This window comes from Bacillus sp. FJAT-27231, assembly GCF_001183975.1.
Lineage (GTDB): Bacteria > Bacillota > Bacilli > Bacillales > Domibacillaceae > Pseudobacillus > Pseudobacillus wudalianchiensis.
Genome location: NZ_LFZU01000001.1, coordinates 943,330 through 961,697, shown reverse-complemented (window position 1 = coordinate 961,697; position 18,368 = coordinate 943,330). Strand labels below are relative to the sequence as shown.

Annotated in this window: 13 protein-coding genes and 1 pseudogene; 1 reads left to right on the top strand and 13 read right to left on the bottom strand. The window is 41.5% G+C overall.

Annotation, left to right across the window (positions count from 1 at the left end):
- Window positions 1-14 precede the first annotated feature (14 nt).
- From AC623_RS04535 to AC623_RS04495, 9 genes are all read right to left on the bottom strand, one after another.
- Window positions 15-1,775 (bottom strand): hydantoinase B/oxoprolinase family protein, encoded by a 1,761-nt coding sequence (locus AC623_RS04535; RefSeq protein ID WP_049660962.1) that lies wholly within the window; start codon window positions 1,773-1,775, stop codon window positions 15-17.
- Window positions 1,772-3,853, bottom strand: coding sequence for a hydantoinase/oxoprolinase family protein (locus AC623_RS04530; RefSeq protein WP_049660961.1), 2,082 nt, complete (start codon window positions 3,851-3,853; stop codon window positions 1,772-1,774). The genes AC623_RS04535 and AC623_RS04530 overlap by 4 nt, the downstream gene beginning before the upstream one ends.
- 113 nt (window positions 3,854-3,966) lie before the next feature.
- Entirely contained in the window at window positions 3,967-5,130 is a 1,164-nt protein-coding gene (locus AC623_RS04525; protein WP_049660959.1) for a saccharopine dehydrogenase family protein, read from the bottom strand.
- A gap of 214 nt (window positions 5,131-5,344) precedes the next feature.
- Entirely contained in the window at window positions 5,345-7,060 is a 1,716-nt protein-coding gene (locus AC623_RS04520; RefSeq protein WP_049660957.1) for a sigma-54 interaction domain-containing protein, read from the bottom strand.
- A gap of 140 nt (window positions 7,061-7,200) precedes the next feature.
- Window positions 7,201-8,541, bottom strand: coding sequence for an aspartate aminotransferase family protein (locus AC623_RS04515; protein WP_049666230.1), 1,341 nt, complete (start codon window positions 8,539-8,541; stop codon window positions 7,201-7,203).
- A 27-nt stretch (window positions 8,542-8,568) separates the two neighbouring features.
- A complete protein-coding gene (locus AC623_RS04510; RefSeq protein ID WP_049660956.1) occupies window positions 8,569-10,026 on the bottom strand; it encodes a CoA-acylating methylmalonate-semialdehyde dehydrogenase in 1,458 nt (485 codons plus the stop codon).
- Window positions 10,027-10,173: 147 nt separating this feature from the next.
- Window positions 10,174-11,775, bottom strand: coding sequence for a PucR family transcriptional regulator (locus AC623_RS04505; protein WP_049660954.1), 1,602 nt, complete (start codon window positions 11,773-11,775; stop codon window positions 10,174-10,176).
- Between the two features lie 175 nt (window positions 11,776-11,950).
- The gene (locus tag AC623_RS04500) at window positions 11,951-13,924 is read right to left on the bottom strand and encodes a methyl-accepting chemotaxis protein (protein WP_049660952.1); all 1,974 of its coding nucleotides are present in this window, start codon (window positions 13,922-13,924) and stop codon (window positions 11,951-11,953) included.
- Window positions 13,925-14,136: 212 nt separating this feature from the next.
- On the bottom strand, window positions 14,137-14,565 hold the full coding sequence (locus AC623_RS04495) for a cell wall hydrolase (protein ID WP_049660950.1): 429 nt from the start codon (window positions 14,563-14,565) through the stop codon (window positions 14,137-14,139).
- 230 nt (window positions 14,566-14,795) lie between these two features.
- On the opposite strand from AC623_RS04495, the pseudogene AC623_RS21860 reads away from it, so the two are divergent.
- Window positions 14,796-15,079, top strand: a pseudogene (locus AC623_RS21860) (LamB/YcsF family protein); the annotation flags it as partial.
- Window positions 15,080-15,130: 51 nt separating this feature from the next.
- Here the strand turns inward: AC623_RS21860 and AC623_RS04485 are convergent.
- From AC623_RS04485 to AC623_RS04470, 4 genes are all read right to left on the bottom strand, one after another.
- Window positions 15,131-15,814 (bottom strand): NAD(P)-binding domain-containing protein, encoded by a 684-nt coding sequence (locus tag AC623_RS04485; RefSeq protein WP_049660947.1) that lies wholly within the window; start codon window positions 15,812-15,814, stop codon window positions 15,131-15,133.
- Between the two features lie 11 nt (window positions 15,815-15,825).
- Complete coding sequence (yyaC, locus tag AC623_RS04480) at window positions 15,826-16,422, bottom strand: spore protease YyaC (protein ID WP_049660946.1); 597 nt, start codon at window positions 16,420-16,422, stop codon at window positions 15,826-15,828.
- A gap of 163 nt (window positions 16,423-16,585) precedes the next feature.
- Entirely contained in the window at window positions 16,586-17,098 is a 513-nt protein-coding gene (locus tag AC623_RS04475; protein ID WP_049660945.1) for an isoprenylcysteine carboxyl methyltransferase family protein, read from the bottom strand.
- Window positions 17,095-18,165 carry a type III polyketide synthase gene (locus tag AC623_RS04470; RefSeq protein ID WP_049666229.1) on the bottom strand — a complete coding sequence of 357 codons (1,071 nt, stop codon included), beginning with the start codon at window positions 18,163-18,165 and terminating at the stop codon, window positions 17,095-17,097. Before AC623_RS04470 ends, AC623_RS04475 begins: the two co-directional genes overlap by 4 nt.
- Window positions 18,166-18,368 lie beyond the last annotated feature (203 nt).

Here is an 18,368-nt window from a genome sequence, read left to right as displayed (position 1 = left end):
TATTGCCATGCTTTTTATTTGGATTGTTTTAATCGAGTTGCCTCCACATCAATACAACCGTCTTTAATCACTACTCCATAAACCCTCTCTGCAGCTTCAAGACTTATTTTTCCTTCTTGAACATCTTTAATCGTTCTTTGCACATCGCGCAGTACTGGATCTCCATATCCTCCTCCGCCAGATGTTTCTATGATAATACGATCTCCTGGTTGAGCCTGAAAATATCCCTTTCTCATTTCAACCTCTTGGCCATCTTTTCTAACGTGCCTGATCTTAGCAGACGAACCTGCTTTTCCACCTTTTAATCCCCAAGGAGCGAAGTCCGGATTAGACTGTTCTGTATACACTAATCCTTTATGCTCCTGCTCGAGTATCTCGTACTCTCTTTTAATTCCAAGTCCCCCGCGCCATGTACCCGGCCCCCCTGAATCCGGAATCAACTCTGTTGACCGAACGCGAACTTGATAAGATAACTCGCAGACCTCTGCCGGTAAAATCGCCACATTTCCGCAGTGAGTATCGACTGCATCAATGCCATCTCCATTTGGATGGGCTCCCATTCCTCCCCCGAGATCGTCCTGTATGACTCTTGGGTTCCCATGAATAGGATGCCAGCTATCAATGGCCAAGCTGGAGAATCCAACAAATGTTCCGGCCGCTGTACGCTCTGGATACAACTCAGAAAGGGCGCGTAAAATAGTATCAGCTATTCGTTGAACAGCAAGATGACGCAGACTAACAGCAGCAGGAAAGTGCGGATTAACAATACTGCCTTCAGGAAGCCGTACTTTTATAGGACGGAAGCACCCTTGATTTTGTGGTGTTGATGGATCGACTACACACTTTATGGCATATAATACAGCTGAAGCAGCAGCAGCTGGCGGAACGTTCATTCCTCCCTCCATTTGCAGACCAGTACCTGTAAAGTCAACCTCAATATCCTGTCCTCTCTTCATAACTTTGATGCGTATTTCGACAGGAGGACCGCCAACGCCATCGTCATCAAGCCATCCACTAGCCGTTGCCTCCGTATCCTTCATCGCGGCTAACTCTGTCCGCATACGCAATTCAGAGTAGTCCATCGACTTTTTCATTACTTCTAGTAAAGTGTCCACTCCATAACGGTTCGCTAACTCCTTCAGACGTCCTTCTCCATAACGGCATGCAGCAATTTGAGCACGCAAGTCCCCCATCGTTGCTTTAGGCTCGCGAACATTGCCAGCAATAATGGTTGTAACAGCTTCATTAATTTGTTCTGCTGTTGCCAGTTTTACAGGAGGAATACGTAAGCCCTCTTCAAATATAGATTTGTTATCAAAGCCTTCAGTACCTGGGTTTTTCCCTCCCATATCTGCATGGTGAGCAATCGTGCCGCATATTCCAATCAATTGTCCTTCATGGAATGCTGGAGTAAACACATGCAAGTCCGGCGTGTGTTGACCACCGCGATATGGATCATTGACTAAAAACGCATCTCCTGGCTGAAATGTATCTAGAGGAAAATCATTGAAAAGATCTCGCAAGGCCGTGCCCATTGAACCTAGGTGGGCTGGAATGTTTTCTGCCTGGGCAATCAAATTGCCCTTATTATCAAAGATCCCACAAGAGTAATCGATCATCTCTCGAATAATGGGCGAATAGGCACTTCTCCCAAGCACACCACTCATCTCATCGGCAGCGGCGAGCAGACCGCTATAGACTACCTCTAATGTAATAGCATCGATTTTTGATTCTGTTTCTGGTTTATCCATTGACAGCTGCGATTGTTTTCTCATGCTCTCCCCTCCAATGACACAATCAAGTTTCCTTGCTCGTCTACTCTAACAATTTGTTTTGGCTCTACAATCATTGTCGTATCCATTTGAACAATAATGGCTGGTCCTTCAATTTCAGTATCTATACTAAAACCATCACGGTGATAAATGGGTGTATCCATCCATCCATACTCATTAAAGTATACTGAGCGATGATTGATAGGTGTGTTCGCATTTAGACCAACTTCTTGCTTTACCGCTTGTTCATCGTCTAAACGTTCAATTTCTCCAATGGCAGATAACCTTAAATTCACAACTTCTACAGGCTCATTTTCTGCAGCATGACCATAGGTGTTTTTGTGAACTTCATGAAAGCTGCCGGCTGCTTCTTGAAGTAATTCACTTGTAATCTCTCCCTCAACCGGGACGTTCAAATAATATTCCTGCCCTTTGTAACGAAGATCTAATGACCGCTTCAAACGTATGCGCTCAGATGGTACTCCTTCTCCCTTTAGACGTGTAGCCCCTCGCCCACCTAACTCCACAAAGCTTCTCTCCAAGCTCGCTGAATCAGCAGTGTCAAGAGCTACGACTTCTGTATGAGTAAAATCATGCCGCATATCGCTTAAAAGCAATCCCTGTGCACATAGCACACCTGCTGAAGAAGGAATAATGACGGTTTTAATGCCTAGTTCCCTCGCTAATGCAGTGGCATGCAATGGACCCGCTCCGCCAAAGGCAATCAGTGCGAAGTCCCGCGGGTCATATCCCCGGCGGCTAGATACAACACGAAGCGCTCCAGCCATGCTAGCGTTGGCAACTTCCAATATTCCGGAAGCAACACGTTCCACATCAAGGTCCAGTTCCTTCGCAAGCTTTTCTAATGAAGCATATGATTTTTCAGGATAAACTGTAAATTCGCCACCTAGATAGTTTTCTGGATCAAGGCGCCCAAGAAAGAGGTTTGCATCTGTTACTGTCGGCTCTGTCCCCCCTTTTCCATAACAAGCAGGTCCTGGCACAGCGCCTGCACTTTTAGGTCCCACTTTCAATGCTCCGCCTTTATCTTTCCATCCAATGCTGCCTCCACCCGCTCCAATCGTGTGTATGTCAACAGTTGGTACTTGCAATGGATAAACGTCATTTACCGAAGTGCCTTGAACAACTTGCGGTTTCCCATCAATAATAATGCCAATATCCGAACTCGTACCTCCCATGTCAAAAGTTAAGGCATTAGGGAAATTAGCCTTGCGAGCAATCTCGGCCGCGGCCACTGCTCCACCGGCAGGTCCGCTAAGGATGAGATTATGCGAGGAAACCTCCGCTTCTTTTCCTGAGACGATTCCTCCGTTTGACTGCATGATATTCAATTTTTCTCCAATGCCTCTTGATTGCAGCTCCTCACGTAAATACCGGATATAACGGCGTACAACAGGAGCCAGCGCCCCGTTGATTACGGTTGTGGATGTCCGCGGGTATTCACGAAACTCAGGACTGACTTCTGAAGAAATACACACATACAATTCCGGATCAAGCTCCGCTGCTGCCTCTCGAACCATCGCTTCATGCTCTGAATTGGCATAAGAGAACAGAAAAGAAACCGCAAGACTTTCAACATCCTCAGAGAGGAGTTCCTTTAATACTTCATAGACCTCTTCCTTATTCAGCTCGTCCACTACTTTTCCCTGAGGATCAATCCTCTCTGTTACTTCCATTCGTAAATGACGCGGTACGATTGGCGCCGTTTTTTTCTGTTGAAGCTGATAAAGTTCAGGCCGCATCTGTGTACCAATTTCTAATGTATCCCGAAAACCTTTAGTCGTAATGAGGCCGACTTTAGCCCATTGCTCCTGCAGCATGGCGTTTGTAGCCACTGTGGTCCCATGGGCAAGAAGGTCGACTTCCTCGACTGGAATTCCTGCCAGATCACAAAGACGTTGCAAACCGTTTATAATGGCTTCCGCCGGGTTTTGTGGTGTGGAAGGCACCTTAACAACTATTGGCTGCTTTTCATTCTGCCATAAAACACAGTCCGTAAAGGTTCCGCCCGTATCGATTCCCACCCGAACTTTATTTAATACATTTCCAGTTACACTCATAGTTTTTACCTCTCATCACGTAGTTTTTTACTTAGACTATTAGTTTCATTTTCATGAAAGATAAATAAAATTTTAATATTCTGTATTTTATTGACAAATACTCGCTTTAGGATTTATACAAAAATAGCTTGATCTTTTTTAGTTTCACTATGTGTAATGTTTACTTCAACACTTTTCTCACGCAGATAAGCTAAAAACTTTTTCGGATCGATGCATTTCTCTGGCGGTTTGACCCCTTTATCTGTCACTTCACCATTAAGAAGCATTTGAGCAACGATAGAAGCTGGAATAGCTGTCGCGTACTGAGTGGCGCTGACGTTCCATTTCGGTTGATAATCTGTTACTAACTCTAACTTGATGGATGTTTTATTGCCATTCTTCATTCCTTTTACTTCTACTAACAAGGCATCTTTTCCCCAGACAGGTTCTTCCTTTTTAGCTAACACTGTTTGCAGCAATGAGACCGTTTGGCGTCTAGGTGAAACGCTATTGCCTGCAATTTCTACAGGATCTGTTTCTAAAAGCCCTAAAGAGGTTAAGGTTTTTATTTTTTCAATCGTTTCCGGATCCCAAGTATCTTTGTATGTTATCTGTTTAACGCTAGGAAAGCTGGTTGGCAATGTTGCTAATTCAGAATGAATGATGGAATATGTTTTTTGAATACCAATGTCTTCATGAAAAACTGTGTATTCTTCATCTGCCAACGGTGGAATCTCAAGCAGTTTTCCATCTTTTACAACTAAGGCATTCTTTATAGCTTCATCAATAATCGTATCAACGGCAAAAGCAAAGGTAACACCTGAAGTGGTTGATCCGTAACGAATATGAATTTCTTCCGCTTCATCCAGCATTTCCACACCATAACGGCTGAAAATGTTAGAAGTACCAGGATCAGACCCCATTCCAACAATCGATAAAATACCCGCAGCCTTCATTTCTGCATCTAGTTTTAGCTGCTCATTGGTGCGTTTGAAAAGACCTCCTAAATCAAGTACACTCACTCCTGCAGCCGCAGCAGCTTTCATAACATCCAAATTAAAAATGTAGTTAGACGCGTTCACACACACTGCGCCTTGGCTGAGTACCTCTTTTGCTCGCTGTTCATCTTTAATGTTTAAGGAAACAACTGAAATCTTATTATTTACCCAGCTTTTTAATTCCTCTAATTTATTCAGATCCAAATCCGCCGCAACTACCTCCACGCCGCTCTCAACTAAGTCCCTTACAATCACTCGGCCAATTGTGCCTGCCGCACCTAAAACAACAACTTTTTTCACATTGACGCCTCCCTAAATATTAATTTGCTATGTATAGCTTGTTTAATATATAGCAAGAATGATGCCAAACATTTTATTGGCAAAAGTACTGTTATATCAACAATTTTCAGAAATGTTTGTTTATCTTGATGGCATCCTGCATCAAAAGAGATGTTCACGTGCATCTAGACAATCATTGTTAAGGTATTTAACGTGTTAACCTTCTTCTATCCCGTTAGGATTCTTTTATTAATTTATACTTTTGTAGTTTTCGTACAATAGTAGACTGATTGACTCCAAGGGACTTCGCCATCTCTCTTGTCGTGCTGCATTTCCTCATCGTTTTCAGCAAAAGCTGCTTTTCAACGTTTTCTAAAAACTCAAATAGATTAGCCACTTCCTCTTCTCCTTTTTCAATACTGGCAAGGGATACGGGGGCTGCTTCCTTCTCTCTAAAGAAAATGGGTTTTTCCATTACTACAAATCTTTCTACTACATTTTCCAGCTCTCTGACATTCCCTGGCCAAGAATAACTTAATAGTTGCTCTAGTTGCAGGGAGCCAAAGTTGACATTTTTTTTGTATTTCTGATTAAATTTTTGAAGAAAATGAAAAGCAAGAGCTTGTATGTCCTCTCTTCTCTCTCTAAGGCTGGGAATATGAATAGGTACTACGTTAATACGGTAATAGAGGTCTTCACGAAAAGTGCCTGCTTTGACCATTTGGCTGAGGTCCTTATTTGTAGCTGTGATAATCCTTACATCTATCTTTTTTTCTTTTGTTCCTCCTACTTTCATAATCACTTTCTCCTGTAAAACTCGCAACAACTTTACTTGTAGAGCCAGAGACATTTCTCCAATTTCATCTAAAAAAAGAGTGCCGTTATTAGCAATCTCAAAAATCCCCAGCTTTCCTCCTTTTCTTGTACCTGAGAAAGCACCTTCTTCATATCCAAAGAGTTCAGATTCTAATAAATTCTCCGGTATAGCTCCGCAATTGATCGTAATAAAGGGCTTGTCATTTCTATCACTTAATAAATGAATTTGATTAGCCACCATTTGTTTTCCTACACCTGTTTCACCTAAAACAAGGACTGAGGCATCGACCGCTGCCACTGACTTGATCAGTTCAAATAAATCCTCCATTTTTTTACTTGTATAAATAAAAGGTTTATCTTCATATTTCTCTTGCTGAATTCGTGCTACCTCTCTTTGGTAGTTATCCAACAAACGCCTTGACTCTTCTAGTCTGTTTTTGAGTTGATTTACCTCCGAAGAATTTTTTGTTATAGAGACAACTCGGACAATTTTGCCTTGCTCATTTTTAACGGGGATAGATTCTATATCAAAAATCTCACCAGTGTTTGTATATTGTAATCCATTCTCTCTCTTTCCTGATTTAAAGACCTTAGCCGTAATGGATGGATAAAAGATTTTTCTTTTCTCCAGATCAAACACATTTTTCCCCAGATATTGCTGATCATCCTCCGATGTTACGCGAATAACTTTTCCTTTTTCATCTGTGACGAGAACACTCCTATAGTATTCATCAAAGACAGTCTGAAACTCTTTCATAAGCCATTCATCGCCCGTCATGACATTACGTAAGTTATCATCAAGCTCCCAATCAAGCACACCTTGAATCTCATTGTTTTTGTCCTTAATGACTATTATTTTATTCTCTTCATACATGAGTTGATTTTGATCTCCGCTATATGAAACTAAAGCTTCTATCACTACATCATCGATTGACACCGCTTTCATTCCCATTAAGCCAAAGTTTTCAATTTTTTCAGCTATTGCCTCTCTCCTTACGCATCCTATAATATTTTCAGAAGTATATAATATAAACCATTTGCAGCTTGATCTAATTGCAGCCATAACAAGTTCTTCAAAGGTTGTCGGCCAAGGAATACATGCAGATTCTTTAATAAGATACTCTTCAATCTTCATTCTAGATCCTCCTTGAATTATTAGTACTATCACTCTGTTTTACCTAAGTTAAATAGTTCTCTTTATTTTAAGAAACCCCTTTTAACGAAACGAGAAAAAAGACTGCTCTAGGATTTCTAAAGCAGTCTCCCAATTTCAAATTATATAGAGCTTAGGCACTCTTTTACTGTTTGTACGATAAAGGTAAAGTCTTCTTCTGTAATGCTCAATGGAGGTGCGAGCTGCAGTATATTATTGTAACCAGCTACGGTGTCACCATTCTTGCCGATAATCAGTTTTTTCTCCTTACAAAGGCCGATCACTTTATTGATTAATTCAGCCTTTGCCGGCTTCTTCGTCTGTTTGTCTTCTACTAATTCAATGCCAATCAACAGACCTTTTCCACGGATGTCCCCAACAAACGGCAGGCTTTTTAGCTCTTCCAATTCTTTGAGCATGCGCTCTCCAAGCTGCTGTGACCGCTCAATCAACTTTTCATTTTCATAAATTTCTAAATTTTTCAACGCCAAGGCGCAAGCCGCTGGATTTCCCCCGAATGTATTGACATGACGAAGCCGGTCGTATTGATCATTGCCGCAATAAGCTTCGTAAATCTCCCTTTTGACAGCTGTCGCTGACAATGGAAGGTAGGCGCTCGTAATCCCTTTCGCCATTGTGATAATATCAGGCTTCACATCATAATGCATAAATCCAAATGGTTTGCCTGTCCGGCCGAAGCCACAGATGACCTCATCACAAATTAGGAGGGCTCCATGTTTTTCACAAATTTCTTTTACTTTCTTCATGTAGTTTTGCGGAGGAATCAGGCAGCCTCCTCCTGTAATAATAGGCTCCATAATCATCGCTGCTACTGTTTGGCTTAACTCCCAGGTCATCACTCGATCCACTTCTTCGGCACTCTCAAGCGTCTGCTCATCATCAGGACGGCGATACATATCCGGCGGATTCACGTGAATGAATCCCGGAGCGAGCGGCTCATACTTATATTTTCGTTCAGCTTGGCCCGTGGCCGAGAGAGCTCCCATTGAGTTACCGTGATAAGCACGATAGCGGGAAATAAACTTGTATCGGCTGTGATCTCCCTTTTGTTGATGATATTGGCGAACGATTTTGAAAGCTGTTTCGTTTGCCTCTGAACCGCTATTTGAGAAAAAGATAACGTAATCGCCGCCAAGCCACTCATTTAGCTTTTCGGCTAGCTTAATCGCAGGAATATGACTTTGAGCTAAAGGAAAGTAAGGCATTTCCAGCAGTTGCTCATAAGCAGCTTCTGCCAGTTCTTTTCTTCCGTAGCCAGTATTCACGCACCAAAGACCTGACAGCCCATCCAAATACTTGTTGCCGTCTATATCTGTTATCCAAGCCCCTTCTGCTTTCTGTGCAATAATGTTTCCGACAGCTGGCGCTGATCCCCTCATCGCATGCCAAACATAACGCTCATCCCTTTTTTGCAGATCCTGCTCTTTTTTCGTTACCTGCATCATCGTTCCCCTCCATTTTTGATTCTCTTAATAACGGCCAGTCAACATCTTTTTGCGCGTATAAAACTCTACGCCGTCTTTACCGTTCGCATGAAGATCGCCATAGAAGGAATTTTTATAACCTGAGAACGGAAAAAATGCCATTGGAGCTGGTACACCTAGATTAATGCCGAGCATCCCTGCATCAATTTCTTCACGGAATTCTCGGATCGCTTTTGCACTGTCTGTATAGAGGCAAGCCCCGTTGGCAAACTCGGATTCATTTGTTATCTCAATCGCCTCTTGCAAGCTTTCAGCCCGTACAATAGAAAGTACTGGAGCAAAAATTTCATCTTGCCAAATCTTCATATTTGTTTTCACATGATCAAAGATCGTCGGGCCGACAAAATAACCTTTTTCATTTTTCCCTTCTCTTCTGCCGTCACGGACAAGCACAGCCCCTTCTTTTTCACCGCTGTCAATATAGCCAATGGTCCGTTCCTTATGAGCTTCGCGGATAACTGGTCCAAGAAACACTTCCTTTTCCATGCCATTGCCCATTTTAATATCATCCGCTTTTTGTTTAAGAAGGCTCACTAATTGATCTGCAATATCTCCAACAGCCACTACGACAGAGGCTGCCATACAGCGTTCACCAGCTGATCCGAAAGCAGCGCTCGTAATGTTAGCGGCTGCGTTTTCTAAATCGGCATCCGGCAATACGATAGAATGGTTTTTAGCTCCTGCCAACGCTTGTACTCTCTTCCCATTCGCAGCAGCCGTTTTGTAAATATACTCCGCAACAGGTTGAGAACCTACGAAGGATATCGCTTTTACATCTTTGTGCTCCAACATTCCATTGACGACGTCGTGTGCTCCGTGAACAATGTTCAACACGCCATCAGGAAGTCCGGCTTCTTTAAATAGCTCTGCCAAACGATTCGCTAAAAGAGGAGTCCGTTCAGACGGCTTCAAGATAAAAGTGTTTCCACAAGCAATAGCAAGCGGGAACATCCAGCACGGAACCATCATCGGAAAATTAAATGGCGTGATGCCGCCAACGACTCCGAGTGGATAACGGTACATGCCCGATTCAATGCCTGGAGAAATATCTGGAAGCTGACTCCCCATCATTAAAGTCGGCGCACCCGCAGCAAACTCGACACATTCAATGCCGCGCTGCACTTCGCCGTAGGCTTCGTTATAGCTTTTTCCATTCTCAAGCGTCACAATTTCGGCGAGCTCTTTCCAGTTTTCCACTAACAACTGCTGATAACGAAATAAAATGCGAGCACGTTGAGGTACTGCTACCTTCTTCCATGATTGAAACGCTTCCTTCGCTGCTGTTACTGCCTGATCCACATCTTCCTTTGTAGAAACAGTTAGTCTAGCAATCACTTCACCTGTTGCCGGGTTCGGGATCTCTTCTATCTTTTCACTAGATGACTCTGTCCATTGTCCATTAATAAAGTTCTTCACTGTTTTCACATCTTTTGTCACTACCATCGTAAACCCTCCTGCACTAATTTAAACTGTTTGATAGCTTCATTATAGTTTCATTGGAGAACCCTTTCATTAGACAAATCGTAAAATATTCAGAAAATTTTTTCTACATTTTGGCCAATTACAATTTATTTCCTTACCTTTTGTCGTTTATGAAAAGTCTTGGCCAATCGCCTTGAAATACTCATATGCCGAAACAGCAAACTCAATCGCCTGCCGTTTTGGCGGTTCCATAAAGTCCTCTCCTAGTAATTCATATAGTTTTTCGAGCCGATGATAGAGCGTTTGTCTTACAATATAAAGCCGTTCTGCCGTTTCCTTTTTTGAACCATTACATGCTAAATAAGTTTTTAACGTGCTCATCAACTTAGCATGATGATACTCATCATATGCGAGGACAGTGCTTAAATAGTCCGAAACAAATTCCTGAAGCACCCCTTGTTCATGGACAGCATAAATCAATCTATAAATATGCAAGTCTTCGTAAAAATAACTTTTCATTTCGCAGGAAACCTTTTCCCTAATAGTCGCTACGATCGTTGCTTTTTCATAACTTGATTTTATGTGAGTCAATTTATCAACAATCGTTCCTGCACTAATTTTCCCAGGCAAAGAAGAGTAATTTTTAATGTAGTCTGACTTTTTAATCTGGTTTATGGCTGTTTTGATTCGTTGCTTACAAGTATCTTCTTTTCTTTTATCTAGCAAAATGAAAATGATTTCGTTTTTAGAGATCGTTGATAAAAGAAAAAAACCTTGTTCTTGGAAAATAGACCGAAGCAGCATCTTTAAATAGGTTAAATCAGAGTTTTCTATATCAGCTTGATCCACTTGTAACAGAAAGACGACTGCCCGTTTCGGTTTCAATTTTGGCTCTATTTCTTTTAGGAACTGATTGATCTGCTCTTCCGTATGCTCTCCCTGCAGCCACTTTTGAACCCAATCGGCCTCTTTTGCCTTTCTTCTTTCTTCAATCCATAACTCTCGTAAAATAACCTGCGCAAGCGCTGTAGTCGTACGGTCTAAGATCAATGTTTCAAATTCTGTTATTTCTCCTCTCTCTGAGATAATGATTAACTCCGCAAAGCTTTGGCTCCATATATGAATAGGCTGGCGGGCAATATGGCAATTTTTTTCTAGCTTATTTTGATTTAAATCAGCAAGAAGCTGTTGCTCTTCTCTAGTTGATTTATTTGAAACAATCTCTGCACGCCCCTCCCTCGGAAGATAAATGACCGGCAGCTGAATTTGTTGATGCATCATTTTCAGTACTTTCTCTCTTGGAGCTGTTTCTAACAATATTTCATTGATTCGACGAGAGTAGTCTTCTAAATCAGCAATCATTTGATATTGTTTTTTTATAATTAAGGTATGAACGCTCTCTGTAATATCAACAAAGCGAACCTCCTCGTAAAAGACGATAATGGGAAAGTCATGATGATCGGCAAGCTGAAGGATTTCACTTGGAATTTCATTCATATATTTTCCTAGCTCGATACAAAGCCCTGCTGCCTGACAATCAATTAATTGCTGTACAAGCAATAAGAGCGTTTCTTTTCCTGCTTTCCATCCTACCCCTGTGGAAAGAATCAGCTCATCGCCGTTGAGAAGGTTGCTTACGTCAGAGACCTCCATTACATGCACCCATTTTACTGCCCGATGCCGGCCATTTTTTCCCGCTACGACCTCTGCCTGTTGAAAATAGTCAAGGTCTAACACTTCCTGAACTGATAATTTCATCTCTTTCTTCACGTATCCACCCCCGCACCCTCTAACCTCATTCTATTTATATCAAGTTTAATATTAAATCTAGTATCATTCAATTATATGGAAAAAGCAAAAAACTTAGAAAAAAGAACACTCCCAAAAGCTTAGCTTTGGGAGCGTCCTCGTCTTTTACAGGAAGAAATTTTTACAGAATGATCTCCTACAGATTGAATTGTTCTAATAAATCATTTAGTTCTTCAGAAAGATCCGCTAACTTCTCTGCATAATTTTTAACTTGTTCCATAGAGCTATTTGCTTCTTGGGCTGCAGCAGCGGTTTCTTCAACACCAGCAGCAGATTGTTCAGAGATTAAAGCGATGCTCTCAACCGTTGATCCAATGCTTTCTGTTTCTCCATTCAGTTGGGTTAAGTGTGTGGTAATCACACGAATCTTTTGAGCAAGAGTTGAAATGGTCCCTGTTATTTCGTCGAAGGTCATACCTGTCATTTGAATTTGTTCTGCGCCTGCCTCTACTTTCTCAAAGCTCGATTGCAAGGATACCGTTACCTCCCTCGAACCTTGTTGAATCCCATTCACCATCTCCGTAATACCGCTAATCGAGTCAGCCACCTGCTCTGATAACTTACGAACCTCTCCTGCGACTACAGCAAAGCCTGTTCCATGTTCTCCCGCTCTAGCTGCTTCAATCGCGGCATTGAGTGCTAATAAGTTTGTCTGCTCTGCAATATCCCGAATCACCTTTATCATTCCTGAAATGTGCTTCGCTTGCTCGTCTAAATCCTTCACTTGGTTCATCGATGCTTTCACAATTTCATGCATCGTGCTCATATCTTGAATTGAGGCATCCATTAAGGCCTTTCCTTTATTCGTTAAATCTAATACATGATCCGTTGTAGCCGACATATCTTTTCCATGGTCATAAGCAGCCTGAATGTTTTTAGAAAAAGCTCCTACTTTTTCTACTAATTTTAACGATGAGCCCGCTTGTGTCTCTACACCTGCCGAGAGCTCATTCATAGTAGAGGCAATCTGTTGGCTCCCTTCGTTAATTTCGTTAGAGGATTGTTTTAGAACACTGCTTTGTTTGGCAACAATCTTTGAAGTATCAGCAATTCGCTCTACCATCTCTTTAACATTATTCTGCATCATGAAAATCGACTCTGTTAACAGTCCGATTTCATCGTTCCTCTTTTTGCCTTCAAATATTGTATTTAATTTGCCTCTCGCAAATTCGTCCATAAAATAGGCTGCTTTTTTAATAGGTTCCGAAATGGAACGGCTAAATAAAAGCGAAGCAATAATCAAACACAACAGTGTGACCCCGCCAACGATGAAAGTTAACAGCGTCATCTTATGATCCGCTTTTACGATAACTGAAATATCTTGTGAAATCTCCACTATGCCAATGACTTCCGTTTTCGTGGGATCAAACATTGGTATGTATGTTTGTAAAAACTCTCCCTTTTTAATAGAAGCTTCCTTGCCCGTTAGCACTTTATTGATAACAGCTTTATCATCCAGTTGTTTTCCAACATTTTCTGGAGTAGAAGAAATCATGACTTCACCAGACGGATTGTATAGGTTAAGCTGCACGCCTTGAACGGTCTCCGCCAAACCCTTTAAAAAATCTTGATCAATCCCCATCTGCAGTGTTCCGATCACTTTATTATTCGATTCTAAAGGCATGAATGCTCTCACTGCTAATCCACTGTTTCCGAATTCAAATCCTGCTGCCTCTTTTCCTTCTAAGGCGTCTTGGATAGCAGGAAGTTCACTTTTGTCATCTCCGTATTTTTGAGGGTTATGCCCTCTTAGAAAGACAGTCCCATCATTCCCGCCAAATTCAAATACGCTAATATGGTGTTCTTCTTGCAAGCGCTCAAAGATCGGCCGTATTTTTGCCAAGAGCAGCTCCCGATTATTTGTTTGAAAAGCACGGATGAGTTCTTTATCGTGACTATACTTTTTTGCTAAATCTAACAATTCAGTTGAAGATCGTTCTAGACTCCGGACGACTGATTGTTTGGTAGATTGCTGGCTTTGCTGGGTAAGCGCTGAAAAAGCCTGATCGGTGTTATACAGTAGAATGATGCTTAAAATCAATAACGGGATAATCGAAGTTGCTAACAGAATAATGAACAATTTGTTGCTTAATGTTTTAAGCCTAAACAAAACTTTTCCCTCACCCTCAACTAGTAACATTTTACTACTTATATAAATCAAACACATTATAGCTTACGGGTTAGGAGTTTTATATATTCAGGCCTTTTTATTTACAAAATCTTAATAAAAAAGCGCTAAGAATAGACATAATCCTACATAAATAAGGAGCTGTAAGAACAGCTCCCTGGTACATAATAGAAAATTTTTAATGCTAATATTTTTTAGTAAATATTATAAACATTTTCACACTCTTCACCTGTTGGCTGGTAAAAACAATGAAGTTTGTAACGTGCTACAAGCGGCTGGTCGTACCATGTCGACGGACAGTTTCCTTCTGGTCTAAAGTACCATAACGCATATTTTGAAGGCCAGATCCTTTCTCCATTCACCGACCGACGAGCCAGCCTTCGCTCACGTTCCCGTGGTCTTTGATAAAAGTATCCTTTCTGTACAGCCTCAAAAGCATGAGGCTGATACACCATTTGGGGAATCGTGCGCAGTCCTTTAAAATCAGAACAGTTTGCCCTAATTCTATTAATTCCAACGTTGCCCACCATTAACATACCCTGTGTTCCTTCACCTTCTGCTTCTGCCCTCAGCAGCCTTGCCAGCAAATCAATATCCGATGTCCTATGTTTTACGACTGCCATTTTTTCACCTCCGTGAAATCTCTCTTTTAGTATATTCTTTACCATCTAAATGATGAGACACAGTTATGAGATCATCTGTTTATACAAACAATTAGAAATCAACTTCCCTCTTAGATCTCTTGCTTTCTATTTCTATGATTACTAAAGTGACAGGACATTTTGAACGCTTTTATACTTAAAGAAAGAGCAAAAGAATGCGCCAATCAAAACTGAAAAAAGAAAAAACTTTAATACCCCCCTGTGAGGCAGCAGTGACTGTTCAATTTGGCAACGAACTTTCATCAGTTGCCAAAGCAGAGGGAACCTAATTAAAGCATGTAAAACCACACGGCGTGCTTTACAACCAAACTGTGGCTAGCAAAGAAATTTCCCAGGCAATCGTTGCCGCTGTCGATTCCTCTCTTATTTTGTATGGACTTGCAGGGAATGAATGAAGGCAGGAAAAGCAGCTGGATTAGTAACAGCAAGTGAAGTATCCGCTGACCGAACCTATACGCCAGACGGCACATTAACGCCTTCTCTTATCCAAAAAAGTCAGACTGCCTTCTGAAGCAGTCTGACTTTTTTATTTACTTATACGATCTGTTTTCAATTCGCGGACAATCTCTTTTCCAAAGTGGCCAAGCTCCCCCTCACTATAGGAACGCATCACTTCTGGAGCGAGTGATCTAAGCGCTCTCTCGATGTAGTCAGCAGCCAATCCCTGTTCTGTAAAATGGTCCTCCAATTCTAATGCCGTTTTCACCGCATAATAAGTGGCTAGTTTATTTACTTGCAATAGTTTCTCTTCACCATCTATCTTGATTCTTCCAAGGTCACGAAAGGCTTCAGCCATTTCGGCTGGCAAAGGAGATTCTGTAATAAACAAACCATCTCCCCGTTCTAATAAATCTCTCGCATGCCCCATAAATTTCACTCCCCAAATAGAAAGGTGAGGAAATTGATTTTTCACTTCTTTTGTATAAAGTGTTGTCGCCATATTGATAATCCGCGTCTCGGTTAATGGAATCCCTTTGTCCATGCATTCATTTAGAAATGGGACAATCTCTTGTGCCGGAAGAGCTAATATGATCATATCCAATGTTGAAAGTTCTTTCTCGTTCAATATGTACCCGCTTGGATAATGTTGAATAAACGTTTCCGCTTTTGTTCTTTCCGGATGATAAATACCAATGGCCCGGCCTTTGCAAGACCAATGCTTCATCATGGCTCTTCCTAATTTTCCAATCCCCACTAAACCAACTTTCATCTTCTTCACCCCTATTCTATTCTTTTACTCTGTATAGACAGACAAATGATATCTGTTATTGTTTTTGCAAGATTGATAACCGTATAAAGCCGTGTATTATTCAAGGTTTGAGCAGGTGACAACGGATCTAAATAATTTACGATCGCTCGTAAATGAACATCCCCCACCTCAGAAAACCCTTTATTAAGGGCTTTTCCAGGAATAAAAGGTTCCTCCTCAAAAAGAATAAGGCCTATCCTCTGTTTCTCCCCTAAACAAGCATCAATACCAAATATCAGCGGATTCTCGTACTTCTTATAAATGTTCCGTATCATCTCTTCTAAATTTAATGCATGAACAGGCTGCTCTAACGTACCATAAACATCGTATGGAATCGTCTTTTCTTTTAGCATCGTTCCAACGAGAGGACCAAGCGAATCTCCTGTCGAGCGGTCTGTGCCAACACATAGAAAAACAATCTCTTTTTTCACTGATTTTTCTAATGCATCTTTTATTTTTTCGACAATAACCTCTGTCTCCATCTCCTTTATTTTAGCTTTTTCTGTTACGTAACAATTGATCGTTCCCTTTGTTCGCCGCTTTTTTCTCCTCAGAAACCAGATGCTCATCCTACCCCTCCCCTGTTCAGCTAATCATATAGAAGCCCCTATCTCCTATTTCAATAACTAGACGGGGCTCTTTACATTATTTCTACTTCACTATGCTTAATCCACTAACTTCATTGTAATGGAATAAAAGAAAGCAGGCTTGTTATTTTGCGAATATTTATTACTAACTTTTCAGCTTTTGTAATGCTTGCTCCTCCGCAGGAATTCGCACATACAGTAAAAGTAGAGCATTGGCAACCGAAAAGACTAAAGCTGTTCTCCAAGCTCCAAAAATAAGGGGAAGGGTGGCAATCTCAGTCGCCACTACGACATAGTTAGGATGAGAAATCCAGCGGTAAGGACCGCGGTTTACTCGTGATGCGCCGGGAAGGACGAGAATTTTCGTATTCCAGAACGGCCCCAAGGAAGCAAGAGACCAAACACGAAGCACTTGAGCAAGCAGGAAAATGATAGAGAACCATTGCCAGCCCGGGGCTAGACCCAGTTTCAAATAAAGGACTTCTCCTAAAAAAGAAATAAAAAATAAAATATGTAATAAAACAATCCATTTATAATGATCAGAACCTACTTCGATCGCCCCCTGCTCCCGCATTCGTTTCTCATTAGAGCGAGCATAGAAGACCTCTAATAGCCGCTGTGCCACGACAAAGACAAATAAAATAAAGAAAAAAGTCATTGGTTCATCTCTCCCCATTCAAGCCACACCATCTCCGAGCTAAAGCCAGGACCAAGTGCTGTCAGCAGCCCTTGCTCACCAGAAGAAGGCTGGCGATTGATCACTTCCTTTAATACATATAATACTGTTGGAGAAGACATGTTTCCCTGAGAAGCTAATACTTTTCGAGAAGGAGTCGTTTTTTCACTGCTAAATCCTAATGATTCTTCATAGGCATCAATTACTTTTTTTCCACCTGGATGAGCAACAAAGTAATCGATCTCATCTAATTTTTTACCAATCCTCTCTAAAAAAAGTTCCACATTAGGCTTTAACCAACTTTCAATAATACTCGGGATGTCTCGAGAGAAAATGACATGCAGCCCCCCATCCTTCACATCCCACCCCATTACGTCTTCGGAATCGGGCATCAATGTAGACTGTGTATCTTTTGTAAAAAATCCGGCACCCGTAATTTGAGCTTCTTCGCCCGTTACTAAAGCGCACGCTGCCCCATCGGCAAATAAAGATGTACCAATCAAATTACTTTTTGACATGTCAGCGTGCTGAAAGGTTAAGCTGCATAATTCGATGCAGAGCACAAGCACTTTTGCTTTTGGATAAGCGAGACAATAATCATGCGCCCTACTCATGCCGGCTGCTCCGCCTGCACAGCCAAGCCCCCAAAGCGGAATCCGTTTTACGTGAGCGGGAAATTTTAATTCATTCATCACTCGGACATCGATAGTCGGAGTTGCCATTCCTGAACTGGAAACGAAAATAAAAGCGTCAATCTCTTCCTTATTAACCCCTGCTTCTTGCAAGCACTTTGTCACCGCTTCTCTTCCAAGCCGCACGGATTCCTCCATATATTTGTCATTTTTCTCTTCTAATCCCCGCTCCTTTTCAAACCATGACAGTGGAGCCGCAAAATAACGGCTTTCAATTTGTCCATTGCCAAATACCCGCAATAGGCGCTCAATATCGTTATAATGACCCCCAAATAAACTCCGGACTACCTCAACCACCTCTTTCTGATCAAATCGATAGGATGGATTCTCAGTCACTACACTTCTAATAAACGGCATCTCTTTCTTCATCCCTTCTGCCAACTAAATAATTTACTGATATCTTTCCCTCTTTAAATAGCTCATACACCCAATTGATACTTTATTTTCCAGTTCATTGGATTTTTTCTCGCTCTAATAAGGAACTTTAAACATAACACTTTATTTACGACCGTTTATTCAACTATAATGCAGGAAATGTCCCATGAGCTGGCGAATAGTGT

Excerpts from the sequence above, each read along its gene's own strand:
- AC623_RS04535 (WP_049660962.1), bottom strand. The coding sequence starts at position 1,775 with ATGAGAAAACAATCGCAGCTGTCAATGGATAAACCAGAAACAGAATCA.
- AC623_RS04530 (WP_049660961.1), bottom strand. The coding sequence starts at position 3,853 with ATGAGTGTAACTGGAAATGTATTAAATAAAGTTCGGGTGGGAATCGAT.
- AC623_RS04520 (WP_049660957.1), bottom strand. The coding sequence starts at position 7,060 with ATGAAGATTGAAGAGTATCTTATTAAAGAATCTGCATGTATTCCTTGG.
- AC623_RS04515 (WP_049666230.1), bottom strand. The coding sequence starts at position 8,541 with ATGCAGGTAACGAAAAAAGAGCAGGATCTGCAAAAAAGGGATGAGCGT.
- AC623_RS04510 (WP_049660956.1), bottom strand. The coding sequence starts at position 10,026 with ATGGTAGTGACAAAAGATGTGAAAACAGTGAAGAACTTTATTAATGGA.
- AC623_RS04495 (WP_049660950.1), bottom strand. The coding sequence starts at position 14,565 with ATGGCAGTCGTAAAACATAGGACATCGGATATTGATTTGCTGGCAAGG.
- AC623_RS04485 (WP_049660947.1), bottom strand. The coding sequence starts at position 15,814 with ATGAAAGTTGGTTTAGTGGGGATTGGAAAATTAGGAAGAGCCATGATG.
- yyaC (WP_049660946.1), bottom strand. The coding sequence starts at position 16,422 with ATGAGCATCTGGTTTCTGAGGAGAAAAAAGCGGCGAACAAAGGGAACG.
- AC623_RS04475 (WP_049660945.1), bottom strand. The coding sequence starts at position 17,098 with ATGACTTTTTTCTTTATTTTATTTGTCTTTGTCGTGGCACAGCGGCTA.
- AC623_RS04470 (WP_049666229.1), bottom strand. The coding sequence starts at position 18,165 with ATGCCGTTTATTAGAAGTGTAGTGACTGAGAATCCATCCTATCGATTT.